Raw genomic sequence first — 18999 nt, 5'->3', positions numbered from 1 at the left:
GTCCATCGACATGTCTTCCTGCCAGAGTGCTTGGTCGAACACGGGGGGACCCCCGTGCCAGGCGAACTCTAACGCACTACGGGCGCGGAGGCTCATAGTGAACCTCCGCGCCTCGCAGCACGTGATGCCTACAGCTCGGAAACCGAGCCGCCGGCCGCGGCGATCTTCTCCTTCGCGCTGGCGGAGAAGGCGTGCGCCTGCACGTTCAGCGCCACGGAGATCTCGCCGGTGCCCAGCACCTTGACGGGCTGGTTCTTGCGGACCGCACCCTTGGCCACCAGGTCGTCGAGCGTGACGTCGCCGCCCTGGGGGAACAGCTCCCCGAGCCTGTCCAGGTTGACGACCTGGTAGGTCGTCTTGAACAGGGCGTTGGAGAAGCCCTTCAGCTTCGGCAGCCGCCGCTGGAGCGGGACCTGGCCACCCTCGAAGCCCGGCATGACAGCCGTACGGGCCCGGGTGCCCTTGGTGCCACGGCCGGCCGTCTTGCCCTTGGAGCCCTCGCCACGGCCCTTGCGGGTCTTGGCCTTGTTGGCGCCGGGGGCCGGACGGAGGTCGTGGATCTTGAGCGGAGCGTTCTCGGTCATGACTAGTCGACCTCCTCAACCTCGACGAGGTGCGACACCTTGGCGACCATGCCCCGGATCTCCGGGCGGTCCTCCTTGACGACGACGTCGCCGATTCGCTTCAGACCCAGCGAACGCAGCGAGTCACGCTGGTTCTGCTGGCCACCGATCTTGGACCGGGTCTGGGTGATCTTCAGACGAGCCATCACTAGCTCACCGCCTTCGCGGCCGCGGCCGCCTCGGCCAGACCCTCGGCACGAGCCTTCAGCATCGCCTTGGGAGCGACGTCCTCGATCGGCAGGCCACGGCGGGCGGCGATCTCCTCGGGCCGGCTGAGGCCCTTCAGAGCCGCCACGGTGGCGTGCACGATGTTGATCGGGTTGTCCGAGCCGAGTGACTTGGACAGCACGTCGTGGATCCCGGCGCACTCCAGGACCGCGCGGACCGGGCCACCCGCGATGACGCCCGTACCGGGCGAGGCCGGACGCAGGAGGACGACGCCGGCGGCGTCCTCGCCCTGCACCGGGTGCGGGATGGTGCCCTGGATGCGCGGAACCTTGAAGAAGTGCTTCTTGGCCTCCTCGACACCCTTGGCGATCGCCGCGGGCACCTCCTTGGCCTTGCCGTAGCCGACCCCGACGAGACCGTTGCCGTCGCCGACGATGACCAGCGCGGTGAAGCTGAAGCGCCGGCCGCCCTGGACGACCTTGGCCACTCGGTTGATCTTTACGACGCGCTCGATGTACGAGACGCCCTTGTCTGCGGCGCCACCGCGGCGGTCCTCACGACGGTCACGCCGCTCGCCACCGCCGCCGGCACCGCGACGCGGAGCTGCAGCCATCAGTGGTTCCTCTTCTCGTTGCTCTTTGGACGGGTCGTCGGTCGCGACCCACGGACCGGAGTCATCAGAACTCCAGCCCGCCTTCACGGGCGCTGTCCGCGAGAGCGGCGATCCGCCCCGCGTAGCGGTTGCCACCGCGGTCGAACACGACAGCGGTGATCCCGGCGGTCTTGGCCCGCTGAGCGAGAAGCTCGCCGACCTTCTTCGCCTTCTCGGTCTTGTCACCCTCGGCGTTGCGCAGCGAGACGTCCATGGTGGACGCGCTCACCAGCGTGTGGCCCTGAGTGTCGTCGACGATCTGCACGAACAGGTGACGGGTCGACCGGTTGACGACCAGGCGCGGACGCTCGGCCGTGCCGAAGACGTTCTTGCGGACACGGCGGTGCCGGCGAGCCCGGGAGACCGTGCGGGCGGCCGTGTGCTTGCCGAACGCAGTCTTTCCAGCCATGCCTACTTACCAGCCTTTCCGACCTTGCGGCGGACAACCTCGCCCTGGTAGCGCACGCCCTTGCCCTTGTACGGGTCCGGCTTGCGCAGCTTCCTGATGTTGGCGGCGACCTCGCCGACCCGCTGCTTGTCGATGCCGTCCACGTGGAACAGGGTCGGCCTCTCGACACGGAAGCTGACGCCCTCGGGGGCCTTGACGATCACCGGGTGGCTGAAGCCCAGAGAGAACTCCAGCTCCGTCGGACCCTTGGCCTGGACGCGGTAACCGACGCCGACGATCTCGAGCGTCTTCGTGTAGCCCTGCGTGACACCCGCCACCATGTTGGCGATGAGCGTGCGGGACAGGCCGTGCAGCGCACGAACCTTGTTCTCGTCGTTCGGGCGCGTGACGGTGATGGTGCCGTCCTCGCCGCGCGAGACCTCGATGGGCTCGGCGACCGTGTGAGTGAGCGTGCCCTTGGGCCCCTTGACCTGGACTTCCCGGCCGTCGATCGTGATGTCGACACCCGCCGGTACGGGGATGGGCAGCCGTCCGATTCGCGACATGCTGAGTGCCTCCCCTCGTTACCAGACGTAGGCGAGGACTTCCCCGCCCACTCCACGCTTGCTCGCCTGCCGGTCCGTCATCAGACCGCCGGACGTCGAGATGATCGCGACGCCCAGACCGCCCAGAACGCGGGGCAGGTTGTCCTTCTTTGCATAGACCCGCAGACCGGGCTTCGACACCCGGCGCAGGCCCGCGATGGCGCGCTCGCGGCTGGGGCCGAACTTCAGCTCCATCACGAGGTTCTTGCCAACCTTGGCGTCCTCGACGCTCCAGCCCTGGATGTAGCCCTCCTGCTGGAGGATCTCCGCGATGTGTGCCTTGATCTTGGAGTAAGGCATGCTCACGGTGTCGTGATAGGCCGAGTTCGCGTTACGCAGACGAGTCAACATGTCTGCGATCGGGTCGGTCATCGTCATGGCCGGTGGCCTTCCTCACCGCGGTTTCCCCGATGGGACCTTCGGTGTGGTCGTGGGCGCTGCGACCAGCGCCCGGTTGATATGACTTCTTTACGGCTGGCCCGCGGAGGGCTTACCAGCTCGACTTGGTGATGCCGGGCAGCTCGCCCCGGTGCGCCATCTCGCGGAAGCACACGCGGCACAGCCCGAACTTGCGGTAGACAGCGCGGGGACGCCCGCAGCGGGAGCACCGAGTGTACGCCCGGACCTCGAACTTCTGCTTGCGCGCTGCCTTGACCTTCAGCGACGTCTTCGCCATGATCAGGCCTCCTTGAAGGGGAAACCGAGGAGCTTCAGCAGCGCCCGGCCCTGCTCGTCGTTCTTCGCGGTGGTCACGACCGTGATGTCCATGCCCCGCTGCCGGTCCACCTTGTCCTGGTCCACCTCGTGGAACATGACCTGCTCGGTGAGGCCGAAGGTGTAGTTGCCGTTGCCGTCGAACTGCTTCGGCGACAGACCACGGAAGTCCCGGATACGCGGCAGCGCCAGCGACAGCAGACGGTCGAGGAACTCCCACATGCGGTCGCCGCGCAGCGTCACGTGCGCGCCGATCGGCATGCCCTCACGCAGCTTGAACTGCGCGATGGACTTGCGGGCGCGGGCGACGGCCGGCTTCTGGCCGGTGATCGCGGTCAGGTCGCGAACGGCGCCCTCGATGAGCTTCGAGTCGCGGGCGGCCTCGCCGACACCCATGTTCACCTTGATCTTGGTGATCGTGGGCACCTGCATGATGTTCTCGATGCCGAACTCCTCGCGCAGCTTCGCGATGATCTCCTCGCGGTAGCGCTGCTTGAGGCGCGGAACGATGCGCTCTTCAGTCGTGGCGGTCATCAGCTGTCCTCACCCGTCGCCTCGGCGTCGCCCTTCGCGGCGGCCTTCTTCTCGGGCTTCTTCTCGTCATCCTTGAGCTTCTTCACGTTGCTCACGTGGATGGGAGCCTCCATGGTCTGCACGCCGCCTTCCTTGGCGCCGCGCGGTCCCTGGTTGGTGACCTTGGAGTGCTTCTTGATCATGTTGACGCCCTCGACCACCACGCGCTCCTCGCGCGGGTAGGCGGCGATGATCCGGCCCTTGGCGCCCTTGTCCTTGCCGGCGATGACCTGGACGAGGTCGCCCTTCTTCACGTGCAGCTTCGGCATCACAGCACCTCCGGCGCGAGCGAGATGATGCGCATGAACTTCTTGTCGCGCAGTTCACGGCCGACGGGGCCGAAGATGCGGGTGCCCCGAGGGTCGCCGCTGTCCCTGATGATGACCGCGGCGTTCTCGTCGAAGCGGATGTAGGAGCCGTCGGGGCGGCGGCGCTCCTTCACGGTGCGCACCACGACAGCCTTGACAACGTCGCCTTTCTTAACGCCCCCGCCGGGAATAGCGTCCTTCACCGTGCCAACGATGACGTCGCCGATTCCCGCGTAGCGCCGACCCGAGCCGCCGAGAACGCGGATGCACAGAATCTCCTTGGCACCCGTGTTGTCGGCGACCTTGAGCCGCGACTCCTGCTGGATCACGTCTACTCCTGTTTGTCGTGCCGGTTCTCACCCTCGCGGTGAGCCTGGCCGAACCTGATGTGGTCTTTTTCCCTCGGCGACAGCCGTACGACCGCCGCCGCGGGCGGACGGGACCGATGCCCGGCCCCGCCCCTTGGACGCCATCATGGGGGGCGGTCTCCCACCCCCCACGAGGCGCGTCTGTGGTGTGTTACTTGGCCTTCTCGAGGATCTCGACGACCCGCCACCGCTTGGTGGCCGAGAGCGGCCGGGTCTCCATCAGGAGGACGCGGTCGCCGACGCCGCAGGCGTTCTGCTCGTCGTGGGCCTTGTACTTCGTCGTACGGCGGATGACCTTGCCGTACAGCGGGTGCTTGACGCGGTCCTCGACGGCGACGACGACGGTCTTGTCCATCTTGTCGCTGACGACCAGGCCCTCGCGGGTCTTGCGGTAGTTCCGCGCCGTCTCCGCGGTCGTCTCAGTGGTAGGGGTCTCGGTTGCTTCAGACATCGCTCGGCTCCTTCTCGACCGTGACGATTCCGAGCTCGCGCTCGCGCATCACGGTGTAGATGCGGGCGATCTCGCGGCGGACGGCGCGCAGCCGCCCGTGGCTCTCCAGCTGACCCGTCGCCGCCTGGAAGCGGAGGTTGAACAGCTCCTCCTTGGCTTCCTTCAGCTTCTGGACCAGCACCTCCTGGTCCTCGACACGCAGCTCCGCGGCGGTCAGACCCTTAGCCATCACGCCTCACCCACTTCACGCTTGACGAAACGGCACTTCATGGGGAGCTTGTGCATCGCGCGCCGCATGGCCTCGCGGGCCACGGGCTCGGCGACACCGGACAGCTCGAACATGACACGGCCGGGCTTGACATTGGCGATCCACCACTCCGGAGAACCCTTACCGGAACCCATGCGGGTCTCGGCCGGCTTCTTCGTCAGGGGACGGTCCGGGAAGATGTTGATCCACACCTTGCCGCCACGGCGGATGTGCCGGGTCATGGCGATACGCGCGGCCTCGATCTGGCGGTTGGTCACGTAGGAGTGCTCAAGCGCCTGAATGCCGAACTCGCCGAAGACGACCCGGGTGCCGCCCTTGGCGGCTCCGCTGCGGTCGGGCCGGTGCTGCTTGCGGTGCTTGACCCTGCGCGGGATCAGCATGGTCAGCTCCCTTCAGCACCCGGCTGCTCCGCCGGGCCGGTCTCGGGGGCGGCCTGCGCGACCGCCTCAGTCCTGGGTGCACGGTCGCCGCGGCCTGCGCCGCCACGACGGGGACGGTCGCCGCCACGACGCGGACGGTCGCCCGCGCCACCGCGACGGTCGTCGCGCTCACGACGCTGGCTCGCACGGGCGCCGGCCGCGGCCGCCTCCCGCTCGGAGCGGCTGGTCGGGGCCTCGCCCTTGTAGATCCACACCTTCACGCCGATGCGGCCGAAGGTGGTGCGGGCCTCGTAGAAGCCGAAGTCGACGTCCGCACGGAGCGTGTGCAGGGGCACGCGGCCCTCGCGGTAGAACTCCGAGCGCGACATCTCGGCGCCGCCCAGACGGCCGGAGCACTGGACACGGATGCCCTTGGCCCCGCTCTTCATGGCGGACTGCATGGCCTTGCGCATGGCCCGGCGGAACGAGACGCGGCTGGAGAGCTGCTCGGCCACGCCCTGCGCGACGAGCTGCGCGTCGATCTCGGGGTTCTTCACCTCGAGGATGTTCAGCTGGACCTGCTTCTTGGTCAGCTTCTCCAGGTCGCCGCGGATGCGGTCGGCCTCCGCGCCGCGACGGCCGATGACGATGCCCGGCCGGGCGGTGTGGATGTCGACCTGGACGCGGTCGGTCGTGCGCTCGATCTCGACCTTGGAGATGCCGGCCCGCTCCATGCCCTTCTGCAGCATGCGACGGATCGCCACGTCCTCGGCGACGTACGACTTGTACAGCTTGTCGGCGTACCACCGGCTCTTGAAGTCGGTCGTGATGCCGAGGCGGAACCCGTGCGGGTTAACCTTCTGGCCCACTAGCGGGTCCTTCCCTTCGGCTCGCGGGACTCCACGATCACAGTGATGTGGCTGGTCCGCTTGTTGATCCGATAGGCACGACCCTGGGCACGCGGGCGGAAGCGCTTGAGCGTCGGGCCCTCGTCGACCCACGCCCGGCTCACGAAGAGCGTGTCCCGGTCGAGCTTGAAGTTGTGCTCAGCGTTCGCGATCGCGCTCGAGAGCACCTTGTAAACGGTCTCGCTCGCCGCCTGGGGAGCGAACTGCAGCACGGCCTGCGCCTCCGAAGCGGGCAGCCCGCGAATGAGGTCCACCACGCGGCGGGCCTTCCGGGGCGTGTGGCGCGCGTACCGCGCCTGTGCCCTGGCTTCCATCGCTTTCTCCTCTAACTGCTGGCTTGAAGGCGCTTACCGCCGGCTGCGGCGGTCTTCCTTGACGTGGCTGCGGAACGTCCGCGTGGGGGCGAACTCACCGAGCTTGTGACCGATCATCGACTCGGTGATGAACACCGGGACGTGCTTGCGGCCGTCGTGCACGGCGATCGTGTGGCCGATCATGTCGGGCACGATCATGGAGCGCCGCGACCACGTCTTGATGACGTTCTTGGTGCCCTTCTCGTTCTGGGCGTCCACCTTCTTCTGAAGGTGATCGTCCACGAAGGGACCCTTCTTAAGACTACGTGGCATTTCGGCTGCTCCTACCGCTTCTTCCTCTTGCTCCGACGACGGATGATCAGCCGGTCGCTGGGCTTGTTCGGCTGGCGGGTGCGACCCTCCGGCTTGCCCTTCGGGTTGACCGGGTGACGACCACCGGAGGTCTTGCCCTCACCACCGCCGTGCGGGTGGTCGACCGGGTTCATGGCAACACCGCGGACCGTGGGGCGCTTGCCCTTCCAGCGGTTGCGGCCGGCCTTACCGATGCTGATGTTGGCCTGCTCGGCGTTGCCCACCTGGCCCACGGAGGCCCGGCAGCGCACGTCGACCTGACGCATTTCTCCGGACGGCATGCGCAGCGTGGCGTACATGCCCTCCTTGGCGAGCAGCTGGATCTGCGCGCCGGCGCTACGGCCGAGCTTGGCGCCGCCACCGGGACGCAGCTCCACCGCGTGGATGAAGGTACCGGTCGGAATGTTGCGCAGCGGCAGGCAGTTGCCCGGCTTGATGTCGGCCGCGGGGCCGTTCTCGACCTGGTCCCCCTGCTTGAGGCCGACCGGGGCGAGGATGTAACGCTTCTCGCCGTCGGCGTAGTGCAGCAGCGCGATGCGGGACGTGCGGTTGGGGTCGTACTCGATGTGAGCGACCTTGGCCGGGATCCCGTCCTTGTCGTGGCGGCGGAAGTCGATGATCCGGTAGGCGCGCTTGTGCCCGCCTCCCTGGTGCCGGGCGGTCACCCGGCCGTGGACGTTACGGCCGCCCTTGCTGTGCAGGGGGGCAAGCAGCGACTTCTCCGGAGTGCTGCGCGTGATCTCGGCGAAGTCCGAGACGCTCGCGCCGCGACGACCCGGAGTCGTCGGCTTGTACTTACGGATGCCCATCTCTTTCGTTCATCCTTCGTCGGTTCGTACCGGTCGGGGTCCGCCTCACGGCGGTCCCCCCGGTGCTTACTCAATGGGGCGAGTCCCTCGCTCGGAGGCGAGGGGCCCCTCTCCCCGCTGCGGCAGGTGCTAGCCGATCTGACCGAAGATGTCGATACGGTCGCCCTCGGCCAGGCTCACGATCGCGCGCTTGGTGTCCGGGCGCTGGCCGTAGCCGTGCCGGGTCCGCTTGCGCTTGCCCTGGCGGTTGATCGTGTTCACGCCGGTCACCTTGACGCCGAAGATCTGCTCGACGGCGATCTTCACCTGCGTCTTGTTGGCACCCTTGCGCACCAGGAACGTGTACTTGTTGTGCTCATCGATCAGGCCGTAGCTCTTCTCAGAGACGATCGGCTTGAGGATGATGTCGCGCGGGTCGGCGATCTTCTGCATCAGGCCTCTTCCTTCCCGCTCTTCGCCAGCCGGGCCACGACCTGGTCGTAGGCCTCACGGGTGAAGACCACGTCGTCGTGGCACAGCACGTCGTAGGTGTTCAGCTGTCCCGCGTCCAGCAGGTGGACCTCGGGCGCGTTACGCAGGCTGAGCCAGGTGATCTCGTCGTTCTCGTCGACGACGACGAGCACGCTGCGGGCCTGCGTGATCTTGCGCAGGGCCTCCAGGGCGGCCTTGGTCTTGGGCGTCTCACCCGTGACCAGGCTGTCCACCACGTGGACGCGGCCGCCGCCGGCGCGGTCGGACAGCGCGCCCTTCAGGGCCGCCGCCTTCATCTTCTTCGGCGTCCGCTGCTCGTACGAGCGCGGCTGCGGGCCGTGGACGGTGCCACCGCCGGCGAACTGCGGAGCGCGGGTCGAGCCCTGACGGGCGCGGCCGGTGCCCTTCTGCCGGTACGGCTTCTTGCCGCCACCGGAGACGTCACCGCGGGTCTTGGTCGCGTGGGTGCCCTGCCGGCGAGCGGCGAGCTGGGCGACGACCACCTGGTGGATCAGCGGGACGTTGACCTTGGCCCCGAAGACCTCCTCGGGGAGGTCGACGGTCCCCGTCTTGGCGCCGCTGGCGTCGAGGACGTCAATGGTCGTGGTCACTTCGCAGCAACCCCCTTCTTGGCAGCGGTGCGGAGGAGGACCAGGCTGCCGTTGGCGCCGGGGATCGCACCCTTGATCAGGATGAGGCCCTTCTCGGCGTCCACGGCGTGCACCTTGAGGCTCTGGACCGTCGTGCGGACGTTGCCCATCCGGCCGGCCATGCGCAGGCCCTTGAAGACGCGGCCCGGGGTGGCGCAGCCACCGATGGAACCCGGGGAGCGGTGCTTGCGCTGGGTACCGTGCGAAGCGCCCAGACCACGGAAGTTGTGGCGCTTCATGACACCGGCGTAGCCCTTGCCCTTGCTCTTGCCCGTGACGTCGACGTACTGCCCGGCCTCGAAGGTGTCGGCGAGGACTTCCTGGCCGACCGTGTACTCGGAGGCGTCGTCGGTGCGAACCTCGGCGAAGTAGCGGCGCGGGGTGATGTCGTGCTTGCGCAGGTAGTCGCCCAGGGGCTTGTTCACCTTGCGCGGGTCGATCTGCCCGTAGCCGAGCTGGACGGCGGAGTAGCCGTCCTTCTCCGGAGTGCGGACCCGGGTCACCACGCACGGACCGGCCTCGACGACGGTGACCGGGATCACCCGGTTCGCCTCATCGAAGACCTGGGTCATGCCGAGCTTCTTGCCCAGGACGCCCTTGATCTGCTTAGCCATGTCAGTGCGTTCCTTAGAGCTTGATCGAGATGTCCACGCCGGCGGGAAGGTCGAGACGCATGAGCGAGTCGACCGTCTTCGGCGTCGGGTCGATGATGTCAATCAGCCGCTTGTGCGTACGCATCTCAAAGTGCTCGCGGCTGTCCTTGTACTTGTGCGGCGACCGGATGACGCAGTACACGTTCTTCTCGGTCGGCAGCGGCACCGGGCCAGCGACCTTGGCGCCGGTCCGCGTCACCGTCTCGACGATCTTCTTGGCCGAGCTGTCGATGACCTCGTGGTCATACGCCTTAAGCCGGATGCGGATCTTCTGTCCCGCCATAATGGCCTCGGTGTCCTTCGCTGTCGTCCTATAAAGCTTCGCGCGGCCTGTTGCCGCAGGTCGTTTCCACGCGACCGACGTCCCGGAACCCGTCCGGTTCTCCGTGATCTGGCAGTGGCTTCGGCCGGCGCTCGGCCGAAAACACTGCGAGATCACGGTCTCGTCGTCCGTGGGGGGTCGTCTCCGGCCCCTGCGTGGTGCGGCGGTCAGGCCCTCGCGGACCCGACCGCCGCCCAGCGGTGCTACTACTTGATGATCTTCGTGACGCGACCGGCGCCGACGGTGCGGCCACCCTCGCGGATCGCGAACTTCAGGCCCTCTTCCATGGCGACCGGCTGGATGAGCTCGACGCGCATCTCGGTGTTGTCGCCCGGCATGACCATCTCGGTGCCCTCGGGGAGGTTCACCACGCCGGTCACGTCCGTCGTACGGAAGTAGAACTGCGGACGGTAGTTGTTGAAGAACGGCGTGTGGCGGCCGCCCTCGTCCTTGGACAGGATGTAGACCTGCGCCTCGAACTCGGTGTGCGGGGTCGTGGTGCCCGGCTTGATGACACACTGACCACGCTCGACCTCCTCGCGCTTGATACCGCGCAGGAGCAGACCGACGTTGTCACCGGCCTGGCCCTCGTCGAGGAGCTTGCGGAACATCTCGACGCCGGTGACGGTCGTCGTGGTGCTCTTCTCCTTGATGCCGATGATGTCGACGGTCTCGTTGACCTTGATGATGCCGCGCTCGATACGACCGGTGACGACGGTGCCGCGACCGGTGATCGAGAACACGTCCTCGATCGGCATGAGGAACGGCTTGTCGGTGTCACGAACGGGCTCGGGGACGTTCTCGTCCACGGCGTTCATGAGCTCGATGATGGAGTCGCCCCACTTCTCGTCGCCCTCAAGCGCCTTGAGCGCGGAGACGCGCACGACCGGCAGGTCGTCGCCCGGGAACTCCTGGGCGGACAGCAGCTCGCGGACCTCGAGCTCGACGAGCTCCAGGATCTCCTCGTCGTCGACCATGTCGGCCTTGTTGAGGGCCACGACGATGTAGGGAACGCCGACCTGGCGGGCCAGGAGGACGTGCTCCTTCGTCTGCGGCATCGGACCGTCGGTCGCCGCGACCACCAGGATCGCGCCGTCCATCTGGGCGGCACCGGTGATCATGTTCTTCACGTAGTCGGCGTGACCGGGGCAGTCCACGTGGGCGTAGTGGCGCTTCTCGGTCTGGTACTCGACGTGCGCGATGGAGATGGTGATTCCGCGAGCCTTCTCCTCGGGCGCCTTGTCGATCTTGTCGAACGGGGTCGCCTCGTTGAGCTGCGGGAAACGGTCGTGAAGCACCTTGGTGATCGCCGCGGTCAGAGTGGTCTTGCCGTGGTCGATGTGCCCAATGGTGCCGATGTTCACGTGCGGCTTGTTCCGCTCGAACTTGGCCTTGGCCACTGGTCTGTCTCCTTAGAGATTCTGACTTGACTTTCGTCTTCTACCTCAGGCTCGGCACGGCGGGGCGCCCCTGGAGGCGCTCCGCCGTACCGCGAGCGGAACTATTCGCCCCGAGCCTTCGCGACGATCTCCTTGGCGATGCCCGGGGGCACCTCCGCGTAGGAGTCGAACTGCATGCTGTAGCTCGCCCGCCCCTGAGTGCGGCTGCGAAGGTCGCCCACGTAGCCGAACATCTCGGAGAGCGGAACGAGCGCCCTGATCACACGGGCGCCGGACCGTTCGTCCATTGCCTGGATCTGTCCGCGACGACCGTTGAGGTCGCCGATGACGTCTCCCATGTAGTCCTCGGGCGTGGTGACCTCGACGGCCATCATCGGCTCGAGGAGTACGGCGTCTGCCTTGCGCGCGGCCTCCTTGAAGGCCATCGAGCCGGCAATCTTGAAGGCCATTTCCGACGAGTCGACCTCGTGGAAGGCACCGTCCTGAAGCGTGACCTTGACGCCGACCATCGGGTAGCCGGCGAGCACGCCGAACTCGGCCGCCTCCTGCGCGCCCGCGTCCACCGACGGGATGTACTCCCGCGGGATGCGGCCACCGGTGACCTTGTTCTCGAACTCGTAACCGTCGTTGCCCTCGCCCAGCGGCTCCAGGTCGATGATCACGCGCGCGAACTGGCCGGAACCACCGGTCTGCTTCTTGTGCGTGTACTCGACCTTCTCCACCTTGCGGCGGATGGTCTCGCGGTAGGCGACCTGCGGGCGGCCGACGTTCGCCTCGACCTTGAACTCGCGGCGCATCCGGTCGACGAGGATCTCCAGGTGGAGCTCGCCCATACCCCAGATGACGGTCTGGCCGGTCTCCTCGTCACGGCGGACCTGGAAGGACGGGTCCTCCTCCGCCAGCCGCTGGATCGCGGTCGACAGCTTCTCCTGGTCGCCCTTGGTCTTGGGCTCGATGGCCACGTTGATGACCGGCGCCGGGAACGTCATCGACTCGAGGACGACCTGCTTGACCGGGTCGGAGAGGGTGTCACCAGTGGTGGTGTCCTTCAGACCCATGACAGCGACGATCTGACCAGCGGTCGCGGTGGGGCGCTCCTCGCGCTTGTTCGCGTGCATCTGGTAGATCTTGCCGATCCGCTCCTTCTTGCCCTTGACCGAGTTCACCACGGTGGTGCCGGCCTCGAGCGTCCCGGAGTAGACGCGGATGTAGGTGAGCTTGCCCAGGTGCGGGTCGCTCATGATCTTGAACGCCAGCGCCGCGAACGGCTCGTTCGGGTCCGCGTGGCGCTCGATGATCTCCTCCTCGTTGCCCACCGCGTGGCCCTTGAAGGCCGGGATGTCGGTGGGAGCCGGGAGGTAGGCGACGATCGCGTCGAGCAGGGGCTGCACGCCCTTGTTCTTGAACGCGGTGCCGCACAGGACCGGGTTGATCGCGCCGCTGATGGTCGCCCGGCGGATCGCCGCGACAAGCTGCTCCTCGGACGGCTCGACGCCCTCCAGGAAGAGCTCCATGAGCTCGTCGTCGTTCTCGGCGACGGTCTCGACGAGCTTGTCGCGCCACTCACGGGCCGCGTCGGCGTGGTCGGCCGGGATGTCGACGGTGTCGTACATCTCGCCCTTGGCCGCCTCGGCGCTCCAGAGCAGGCCCTTCATCTTCACCAGGTCGATGACGCCCTTGAAGTCGGCCTCGACGCCCCAGGGAAGCTGGATGACCGCCGGCGTGGAACCCAGCCGGTTGATCATCATGTCGACACAGCGGTGGAACTCCGCGCCGACCCGGTCCATCTTGTTCACGAAGCAGATGCGGGGCACGCCGTACCGGTCGGCCTGGCGCCAGACCGTCTCCGACTGCGGCTCCACGCCGGCGACGCCATCGAACACCGCGACCGCGCCGTCCAGAACACGCAGCGACCGCTCGACCTCGATGGTGAAGTCCACGTGTCCGGGCGTGTCGATGATGTTGATCGTGTGATCAAGCCAGCTGCAGGTGGTCGCGGCGGAGGTGATGGTGATGCCGCGCTCCTGCTCCTGCTCCATCCAGTCCATGGTGGCAGCGCCCTCATGAACCTCACCGATCTTGTAGTTGATGCCGGTGTAGAACAGGATGCGCTCAGTCGTCGTGGTCTTGCCCGCGTCGATATGGGCCATGATCCCGATGTTGCGGACCCTGGCCAGGTCAAGAGCGGTCGTGGTGGCCACTTCTTCGCGTCCTTAACTCGTCGTCGGTGCTCACTACCAGCGGTAGTGGGCGAAGGCCTTGTTGGACTCGGCCATCTTGTGCGTGTCCTCGCGCCGCTTGACGCTGGCGCCGAGGCCGTTGCTCGCGTCGAGCAGCTCGTTCATGAGCCGCTCGGTCATGGTCTTCTCGCGGCGCGCGCGGGAGTACTGGACGATCCACCGCAGCGCCAGCGTGGTGCTGCGCGAGGCCTTGACCTCGACCGGCACCTGGTAGGTGGCGCCACCGACGCGGCGGCTCTTCACCTCGAGCGTCGGGCGGACGTTGTCGAGAGCGCGCTTCAGGGTGACGACCGGGTCGTTGCCGGTCTTCTCCCTGCAGCCCTCGAGGGCGCCGTAGACGATCGACTGCGCGAGGGAGCGCTTGCCGTCCAGGAGAACCTTGTTGATCAGAGCGGTGACCAGCGGCGAGTTGTGCACCGGGTCAGCGACCAGCTGGCGGCGGCCAGGGGAACCCTTGCGCGGCATGTCAGCTCTTCTCCTTCTTCGCGCCGTAGCGGCTGCGGGCCTGCTTGCGGTTGCGGACGGCCTGAGTGTCCAGCGAACCACGGATGATCTTGTAGCGAACACCCGGCAGGTCCTTCACACGACCACCACGCACGAGCACCATCGAGTGCTCCTGGAGGTTGTGGCCCACCCCGGGGATGTAAGCCGTGACCTCGATGCCGTTGGTGAGCCGAACACGGGCCACCTTGCGCAGCGCCGAGTTGGGCTTCTTGGGGGTCGTCGTGTAAACGCGGGTGCAAACGCCGCGCCGCTGCGGGCTCCCCTTGAGGGCAGGAGTCTTGGTCTTGCTGACCTTGTCCTGCCGGCCCTTACGGACCAACTGCTGAATGGTGGGCACCGCGTCTCCGTTTCGTGCCTAGCCGGTGATACGTAGGACCCGGTCGAGGTGGCGAGGCCGCCTCTCACAGGCTTGCAGGTACTGCCGGTGTCATGACCTGCTGGTTTTCCATCCCCTTCGACCCCCGCGGTCGGGCGTGTCGCGCTCTTGTCGCAGCACACCCGAGCAGATCCGGTCGATCTGGAGGAGTCACACGGCGCCCCCCGCACGCCCCTCTCTTCGAGAAGCGGCATTTGAGCGCACGCATGCGAGCCCACAGACGGGCACGAGGGTAAAGCCTACCCTCCCCCGTACAACACGTCAAAACAGAGGAGGACGCCCCGGAGGGACGTGCCCCGCTGTCTTGACGTGCCGCTGCGCCGACGGCCCAAGCCGGACCGTCGAAGGACTCGGCCCCCCATCATACCGCCCTCACGAGGGGCTTCTCACGGTTTCCACGCCGTCCCCGCCCGGCGTCGCGCGCGTACGCGGAGCGCGGACAACGGAAAAGCGGCCCGGGGGATGCCCCGGACCGCTTTTCCGTATGTAGCCCGCCGCGGCGATCTCTCACCGCGGCGACCTGTCAACGGCCGTACTGGCCGAAGTCGTACTCCTCCAGCGGGACGGCCTCGCCGCTGCCGGAGCCGAAGGTGTAGTCCGCGGCAGAGCCGTCGTAGCCGCCGACCGTGTACATCGCGGCCTTGGCCTCCTCGGTCGGCTCCACCCGGATGTTGCGGTACTGGGGCATGCCCGTACCGGCCGGGATGAGCTTACCGATGATGACGTTCTCCTTGAGGCCGAGCAGCGAGTCGGACTTGGCGTGGATCGCCGCGTCGGTGAGGACTCGCGTCGTCTCCTGGAAGGACGCCGCCGACAGCCACGACTCGGTCGCCAGCGAGGCCTTGGTGATACCCATCAGGACCGGACGGCCGGAGGCCGGCTGGCCGCCCTCCGCCACGGTCTGACGGTTGATGGCCTCGAAGCGCGGCCGCTCGACCAGCTCACCGGGCAGCAGCTCGGTGTCGCCGGACTCCAGCACGTTCACGCGCTTGAGCATCTGCCGGACGATGACCTCGATGTGCTTGTCGTGGATCGACACACCCTGCGAGCGGTAGACCTGCTGCACCTCGTCCACGAGGTGGAGCTGGACGGCGCGCGGGCCGAGGATGCGCAGCACCTCGTTGGGGTTGCGCGCACCGGCGACCAGGAGCTGGCCGACGTCCACGTGCTGCCCCTCCGAGACCAGCAGCCGCGACCGCATCGACACCGGGTAGGCGACCTCGTCGGAGCCGTCGTCCGGAGTGATGACGATCTTGCGGGTCTTGTCGGTCTCGTCGATCCGCACCCGGCCGGCGACCTCGCTGATCGGGGCCACACCCTTGGGGATGCGGGCCTCGAACAGCTCCTGGACACGCGGCAGACCGGGGGTGATGCCCGCGCCCGCCACACCACCGGTGTGGAAGGTACGCATGGTCAGCTGGGTGCCGGGCTCACCGATCGACTGGGCCGCGATGATGCCGACGGCCTCGCCGACGTCCACGAGCTTGCCGGTGGCCAGCGAACGGCCGTAGCAGGTCGCGCAGACACCGATCTTGGCCTCGCAGACGAGCGTGCTGCGGGTCCTGACCGTCTCGATGCCGGCGTTCACCAGCGCCGTCACGACGTCGTCGTTGATGTCGACGCCCGCCGACGCGATGAGCTTGCCGTCCACCTCGACGTCCTCGGCCAGGATGCGGCCGTGCACGTTGCTCTCGGCGTTCTCGGCCTTGACCAGGTTGCCCTGGGAGTCGCGCTCGCCGACGTGCAGCGGGACGGCCCGGTCGGTGCCGCAGTCGATCTCGCGCACGATGACGTCCTGCGCGACGTCGACCAGACGACGGGTCAGGTAACCGGAGTCGGCGGTCCGCAGAGCGGTGTCCGCCAGACCCTTCCGCTGACCGTGGGTGGAGATGAAGTACTCCAGCACCGACAGGCCCTCGCGGAAGGAGGACTTGATCGGGCGCGGGATCGTCTCACCCTTGGTGTTGGACACCAGGCCGCGGATGCCGGCGATCTGCCGGACCTGCATGCGGTTACCACGGGCGCCGGAGTTGACCATCATCCAGACCGGGTTGGTCGCCGGGAACGCGTTGACCATGTCGGTCTCGACGTCCGCCGTCGCGTGGGTCCAGATCTCGATGAGCTCCTGACGGCGCTCCTCGTCGGTGATCAGACCGCGGTCGTACTCCCGCTGGACCTTGTCGGCCCGGCGCTCGTACGACTCCATGATCTCGGCCTTGTTCGGCGGCGCCACGACGTCCTCGATGGAGATCGTGACACCGGCGCGGGTCGCCCAGTAGAAGCCGGCGTCCTTCAGCGAGTCGAGCGCGTTGGCCACCTCCACCTTCGGGTACCGCTCGGCCAGCTCGTTGACGATCGCCGAGAGCTGCTTCTTGCCGACCTGGTAGTTCACGAAGGGGTAGTTGTCCGGCAGCGTCTGGTTGAACAGGCATCGGCCCAGCGTGGTCTCCAGCCGGATCGGGTCGCCGGGCTCCCAGCCCTCGGGGGCCTCCCAGCCGCGCGGCGGCGGGACGTCCTTGAGCCGCACCTGGACCTTGGCCTGGATGTCCAGCTCGTGGCGGTCGAAGGCCATGAGAGCCTCCGACACCGTCGCGAACACCCGGCCCTCGCCGACGCCGCCCTCCTTCTGGGTGGTCAGCCAGTAGAGACCGATGACCATGTCCTGGGTGGGCATCGTCACCGGCTTGCCGTCCGCCGGCTTGAGGATGTTGTTGGTGGACAGCATCAGGATCCGGGCCTCGGCCTGGGCCTCGGCCGACAGCGGCAGGTGCACCGCCATCTGGTCGCCGTCGAAGTCCGCGTTGAACGCGGTGCAGACGAGCGGGTGGATCTGGATGGCCTTGCCCTCGACGAGCTGCGGCTCGAAGGCCTGGATGCCCAGGCGGTGCAGGGTGGGCGCGCGGTTGAGCAGCACCGGGTGCTCGGTGATGACCTCTTCCAGCACGTCCCACACGACCGGCTTGGACCGCTCGACCATCCGCTTGGCGGACTTGATGTTCTGCGCGTGGTTGAGATCGACCAGGCGCTTCATCACGAACGGCTTGAACAGCTCCAGCGCCATCTGCTTGGGCAGGCCGCACTGGTGGAGCTTGAGCTGCGGGCCGACGACGATGACCGAACGGCCGGAGTAGTCGACGCGCTTGCCGAGCAGGTTCTGCCGGAAACGACCCTGCTTACCCTTCAGCATGTCGCTGAGGGACTTCAGCGGACGGTTGCCGGGGCCCGTGACCGGGCGGCCGCGGCGGCCGTTGTCGAACAGGGCGTCGACGGCCTCCTGGAGCATCCGCTTCTCGTTGTTCACGATGATCTCGGGCGCGCCGAGGTCGAGCAGACGCTTGAGGCGGTTGTTCCGGTTGATGACCCGGCGGTACAGGTCGTTCAGGTCCGAGGTGGCGAAGCGGCCACCGTCGAGCTGGACCATCGGCCGCAGGTCCGGCGGGATCACCGGGATGCAGTCGAGGACCATGCCGCTCGGCGAGTTGCGGGTGTTGAGGAACGCCGCGACGACCTTGAGCCGCTTGAGGGCGCGGGCCTTCTTCTGGCCCTTGCCGCTGCGGATGGTCTCGCGCAGGTTCTCCGCCTCGGCCTCCAGGTCGAAGCTGGCGAGCCGCTCCTGGATGGCCTGGGCGCCCATGCCGCCGCGGAAGTAGCGGCCGAACCGGTCGCGCATCTCGCGGTAGAGCAGCTCGTCGCCCTCCAGGTCCTGGACCTTGAGGTTCTTGAAGCGGCTCCAGACCTCCTCCAGCCGGTCCAGCTCACGCTGGGCGCGGTCGCGGAGCTGGCGCATCTCGCGGTCGGCGCCCTCACGCACCTTGCGGCGGGCGTCGCCCTTGGCGCCGCTGGCCTCCAGCTCGGCCAGGTCGGCCTCGAGCTTCTTCTGGCGGGCCTCGATGTCGGCGTCACGGCGCTGCTCGATGTGCTGCCGCTCGACGGAGATCTTCGCCTCCAGCGACGGCAGGTCGCGGTCACGCATCTCGGTGTCGACATGCGTGATCATGTACGCCGCGAAGTAGATGACCTTCTCCAGGTCCTTCGGGGCGAGGTCGAGCAGGTAACCGAGGCGCGACGGGACGCCCTTGAAGTACCAGATGTGGGTGACCGGAGCGGCGAGCTCGATGTGGCCCATCCGCTCGCGGCGCACCTTGGCGCGCGTGACCTCGACGCCACAGCGCTCACAGATGATGCCCTTGAAGCGGACGCGCTTGTACTTGCCGCAGTAGCACTCCCAGTCCCGGGTCGGACCGAAGATCTTCTCGCAGAAGAGCCCGTCCTTCTCCGGCTTGAGGGTCCGGTAGTTGATGGTCTCGGGCTTCTTCACCTCGCCGTGCGACCACTGCCTGATGTCGTCGGCGGTCGCGAGGCCGATGCGCAGCTCGTCGAAGAAGTTGACGTCGAGCACTAGATAATCCCCTTTTGAATCAGACCTCGTCGACGGTCATCGCGCCCTCGTGGGGACGCCGGGACAGGTCGATGCCGAGCTCCTCCGCCGCGCGGAAGACGTCCTCGTCGGTGTCCCTCATCTCG

At 67.4% G+C, this 18999-nt stretch carries 26 protein-coding genes; all 26 read right to left on the bottom strand.

The features are described from left to right. Positions 1–128 precede the first annotated feature (128 nt). The gene (gene rplO, locus FLV34_RS18890; protein WP_139573656.1) at positions 129–584 is read right to left on the bottom strand and encodes a 50S ribosomal protein L15; all 456 of its coding nucleotides are present in this window, start codon (positions 582–584) and stop codon (positions 129–131) included. 2 nt (positions 585–586) lie between these two features. Beyond that, positions 587–769 (bottom strand): 50S ribosomal protein L30, encoded by a 183-nt coding sequence (gene rpmD / locus FLV34_RS18885; protein WP_079319858.1) that lies wholly within the window; start codon positions 767–769, stop codon positions 587–589. 2 nt (positions 770–771) lie between these two features. After that, positions 772–1404, bottom strand: a complete 633-nt coding sequence (gene rpsE, locus FLV34_RS18880) for a 30S ribosomal protein S5 (RefSeq protein WP_079319859.1) — start codon at positions 1402–1404, stop codon at positions 772–774. A 64-nt stretch (positions 1405–1468) separates the two neighbouring features. Then, on the bottom strand, positions 1469–1852 hold the full coding sequence (rplR, locus tag FLV34_RS18875) for a 50S ribosomal protein L18 (RefSeq protein WP_142646721.1): 384 nt from the start codon (positions 1850–1852) through the stop codon (positions 1469–1471). Positions 1853–1854: 2 nt separating this feature from the next. Continuing rightward, complete coding sequence (gene rplF / locus FLV34_RS18870; protein ID WP_142646722.1) at positions 1855–2397, bottom strand: 50S ribosomal protein L6; 543 nt, start codon at positions 2395–2397, stop codon at positions 1855–1857. An 18-nt stretch (positions 2398–2415) separates the two neighbouring features. Next, entirely contained in the window at positions 2416–2814 is a 399-nt protein-coding gene (gene rpsH / locus FLV34_RS18865; protein ID WP_030508333.1) for a 30S ribosomal protein S8, read from the bottom strand. A gap of 112 nt (positions 2815–2926) precedes the next feature. After that, positions 2927–3112: a type Z 30S ribosomal protein S14 gene (locus FLV34_RS18860; RefSeq protein ID WP_030451489.1), complete on the bottom strand. Its 186-nt coding sequence runs from the start codon at positions 3110–3112 to the stop codon at positions 2927–2929. A gap of 2 nt (positions 3113–3114) precedes the next feature. Next, the gene (gene rplE / locus FLV34_RS18855) at positions 3115–3684 is read right to left on the bottom strand and encodes a 50S ribosomal protein L5 (protein ID WP_142646723.1); all 570 of its coding nucleotides are present in this window, start codon (positions 3682–3684) and stop codon (positions 3115–3117) included. Beyond that, positions 3684–3983: a 50S ribosomal protein L24 gene (gene rplX / locus FLV34_RS18850; RefSeq protein ID WP_205830048.1), complete on the bottom strand. Its 300-nt coding sequence runs from the start codon at positions 3981–3983 to the stop codon at positions 3684–3686. Before rplX ends, rplE begins: the two co-directional genes overlap by 1 nt. A gap of 8 nt (positions 3984–3991) precedes the next feature. Beyond that, entirely contained in the window at positions 3992–4360 is a 369-nt protein-coding gene (gene rplN / locus FLV34_RS18845; RefSeq protein ID WP_142646725.1) for a 50S ribosomal protein L14, read from the bottom strand. A gap of 190 nt (positions 4361–4550) precedes the next feature. Then, positions 4551–4850: a 30S ribosomal protein S17 gene (rpsQ, locus tag FLV34_RS18840; RefSeq protein ID WP_142646726.1), complete on the bottom strand. Its 300-nt coding sequence runs from the start codon at positions 4848–4850 to the stop codon at positions 4551–4553. After that, positions 4843–5079, bottom strand: a complete 237-nt coding sequence (gene rpmC / locus FLV34_RS18835; RefSeq protein WP_079319874.1) for a 50S ribosomal protein L29 — start codon at positions 5077–5079, stop codon at positions 4843–4845. The genes rpsQ and rpmC overlap by 8 nt, the downstream gene beginning before the upstream one ends. Then, on the bottom strand, positions 5079–5498 hold the full coding sequence (gene rplP / locus FLV34_RS18830; protein ID WP_030508327.1) for a 50S ribosomal protein L16: 420 nt from the start codon (positions 5496–5498) through the stop codon (positions 5079–5081). Before rplP ends, rpmC begins: the two co-directional genes overlap by 1 nt. Before the next feature lie 2 nt (positions 5499–5500). Further along, on the bottom strand, positions 5501–6346 hold the full coding sequence (gene rpsC / locus FLV34_RS18825; protein WP_147943692.1) for a 30S ribosomal protein S3: 846 nt from the start codon (positions 6344–6346) through the stop codon (positions 5501–5503). Then, positions 6346–6699, bottom strand: a complete 354-nt coding sequence (gene rplV, locus FLV34_RS18820; RefSeq protein ID WP_079319864.1) for a 50S ribosomal protein L22 — start codon at positions 6697–6699, stop codon at positions 6346–6348. Before rplV ends, rpsC begins: the two co-directional genes overlap by 1 nt. A gap of 33 nt (positions 6700–6732) precedes the next feature. Next, the gene (gene rpsS, locus FLV34_RS18815) at positions 6733–7011 is read right to left on the bottom strand and encodes a 30S ribosomal protein S19 (protein ID WP_079319865.1); all 279 of its coding nucleotides are present in this window, start codon (positions 7009–7011) and stop codon (positions 6733–6735) included. Positions 7012–7022: 11 nt separating this feature from the next. Further along, positions 7023–7859: a 50S ribosomal protein L2 gene (gene rplB / locus FLV34_RS18810; RefSeq protein ID WP_142646728.1), complete on the bottom strand. Its 837-nt coding sequence runs from the start codon at positions 7857–7859 to the stop codon at positions 7023–7025. Between the two features lie 129 nt (positions 7860–7988). Beyond that, complete coding sequence (gene rplW, locus FLV34_RS18805; protein ID WP_142646729.1) at positions 7989–8291, bottom strand: 50S ribosomal protein L23; 303 nt, start codon at positions 8289–8291, stop codon at positions 7989–7991. Then, positions 8291–8941, bottom strand: coding sequence for a 50S ribosomal protein L4 (gene rplD / locus FLV34_RS18800; RefSeq protein ID WP_142646730.1), 651 nt, complete (start codon positions 8939–8941; stop codon positions 8291–8293). The genes rplW and rplD overlap by 1 nt, the downstream gene beginning before the upstream one ends. Beyond that, positions 8938–9594 carry a 50S ribosomal protein L3 gene (gene rplC / locus FLV34_RS18795; protein WP_142646731.1) on the bottom strand — a complete coding sequence of 219 codons (657 nt, stop codon included), beginning with the start codon at positions 9592–9594 and terminating at the stop codon, positions 8938–8940. Before rplC ends, rplD begins: the two co-directional genes overlap by 4 nt. Before the next feature lie 13 nt (positions 9595–9607). Further along, entirely contained in the window at positions 9608–9916 is a 309-nt protein-coding gene (gene rpsJ, locus FLV34_RS18790) for a 30S ribosomal protein S10 (protein WP_012887830.1), read from the bottom strand. 245 nt (positions 9917–10161) lie between these two features. Further along, complete coding sequence (tuf, locus tag FLV34_RS18785) at positions 10162–11355, bottom strand: elongation factor Tu (RefSeq protein WP_142646732.1); 1194 nt, start codon at positions 11353–11355, stop codon at positions 10162–10164. A gap of 101 nt (positions 11356–11456) precedes the next feature. Beyond that, complete coding sequence (gene fusA, locus FLV34_RS18780) at positions 11457–13556, bottom strand: elongation factor G (protein ID WP_142646733.1); 2100 nt, start codon at positions 13554–13556, stop codon at positions 11457–11459. 33 nt (positions 13557–13589) lie between these two features. After that, positions 13590–14060 (bottom strand): 30S ribosomal protein S7, encoded by a 471-nt coding sequence (gene rpsG / locus FLV34_RS18775; RefSeq protein WP_142616379.1) that lies wholly within the window; start codon positions 14058–14060, stop codon positions 13590–13592. A 1-nt stretch (position 14061) separates the two neighbouring features. Next, complete coding sequence (gene rpsL, locus FLV34_RS18770) at positions 14062–14436, bottom strand: 30S ribosomal protein S12 (RefSeq protein ID WP_030508316.1); 375 nt, start codon at positions 14434–14436, stop codon at positions 14062–14064. Positions 14437–14998: 562 nt separating this feature from the next. After that, positions 14999–18874: a DNA-directed RNA polymerase subunit beta' gene (locus FLV34_RS18765; protein ID WP_147943691.1), complete on the bottom strand. Its 3876-nt coding sequence runs from the start codon at positions 18872–18874 to the stop codon at positions 14999–15001. Positions 18875–18999: the final 125 nt, after the last annotated feature.

This window comes from Microbispora sp. CSR-4 (genome assembly GCF_008033685.1).
Lineage (GTDB): Bacteria > Actinomycetota > Actinomycetes > Streptosporangiales > Streptosporangiaceae > Microbispora.
Note: the sequence above shows the minus strand (reverse complement) of the source record. Positions and strands in the feature narration are given on the sequence as shown.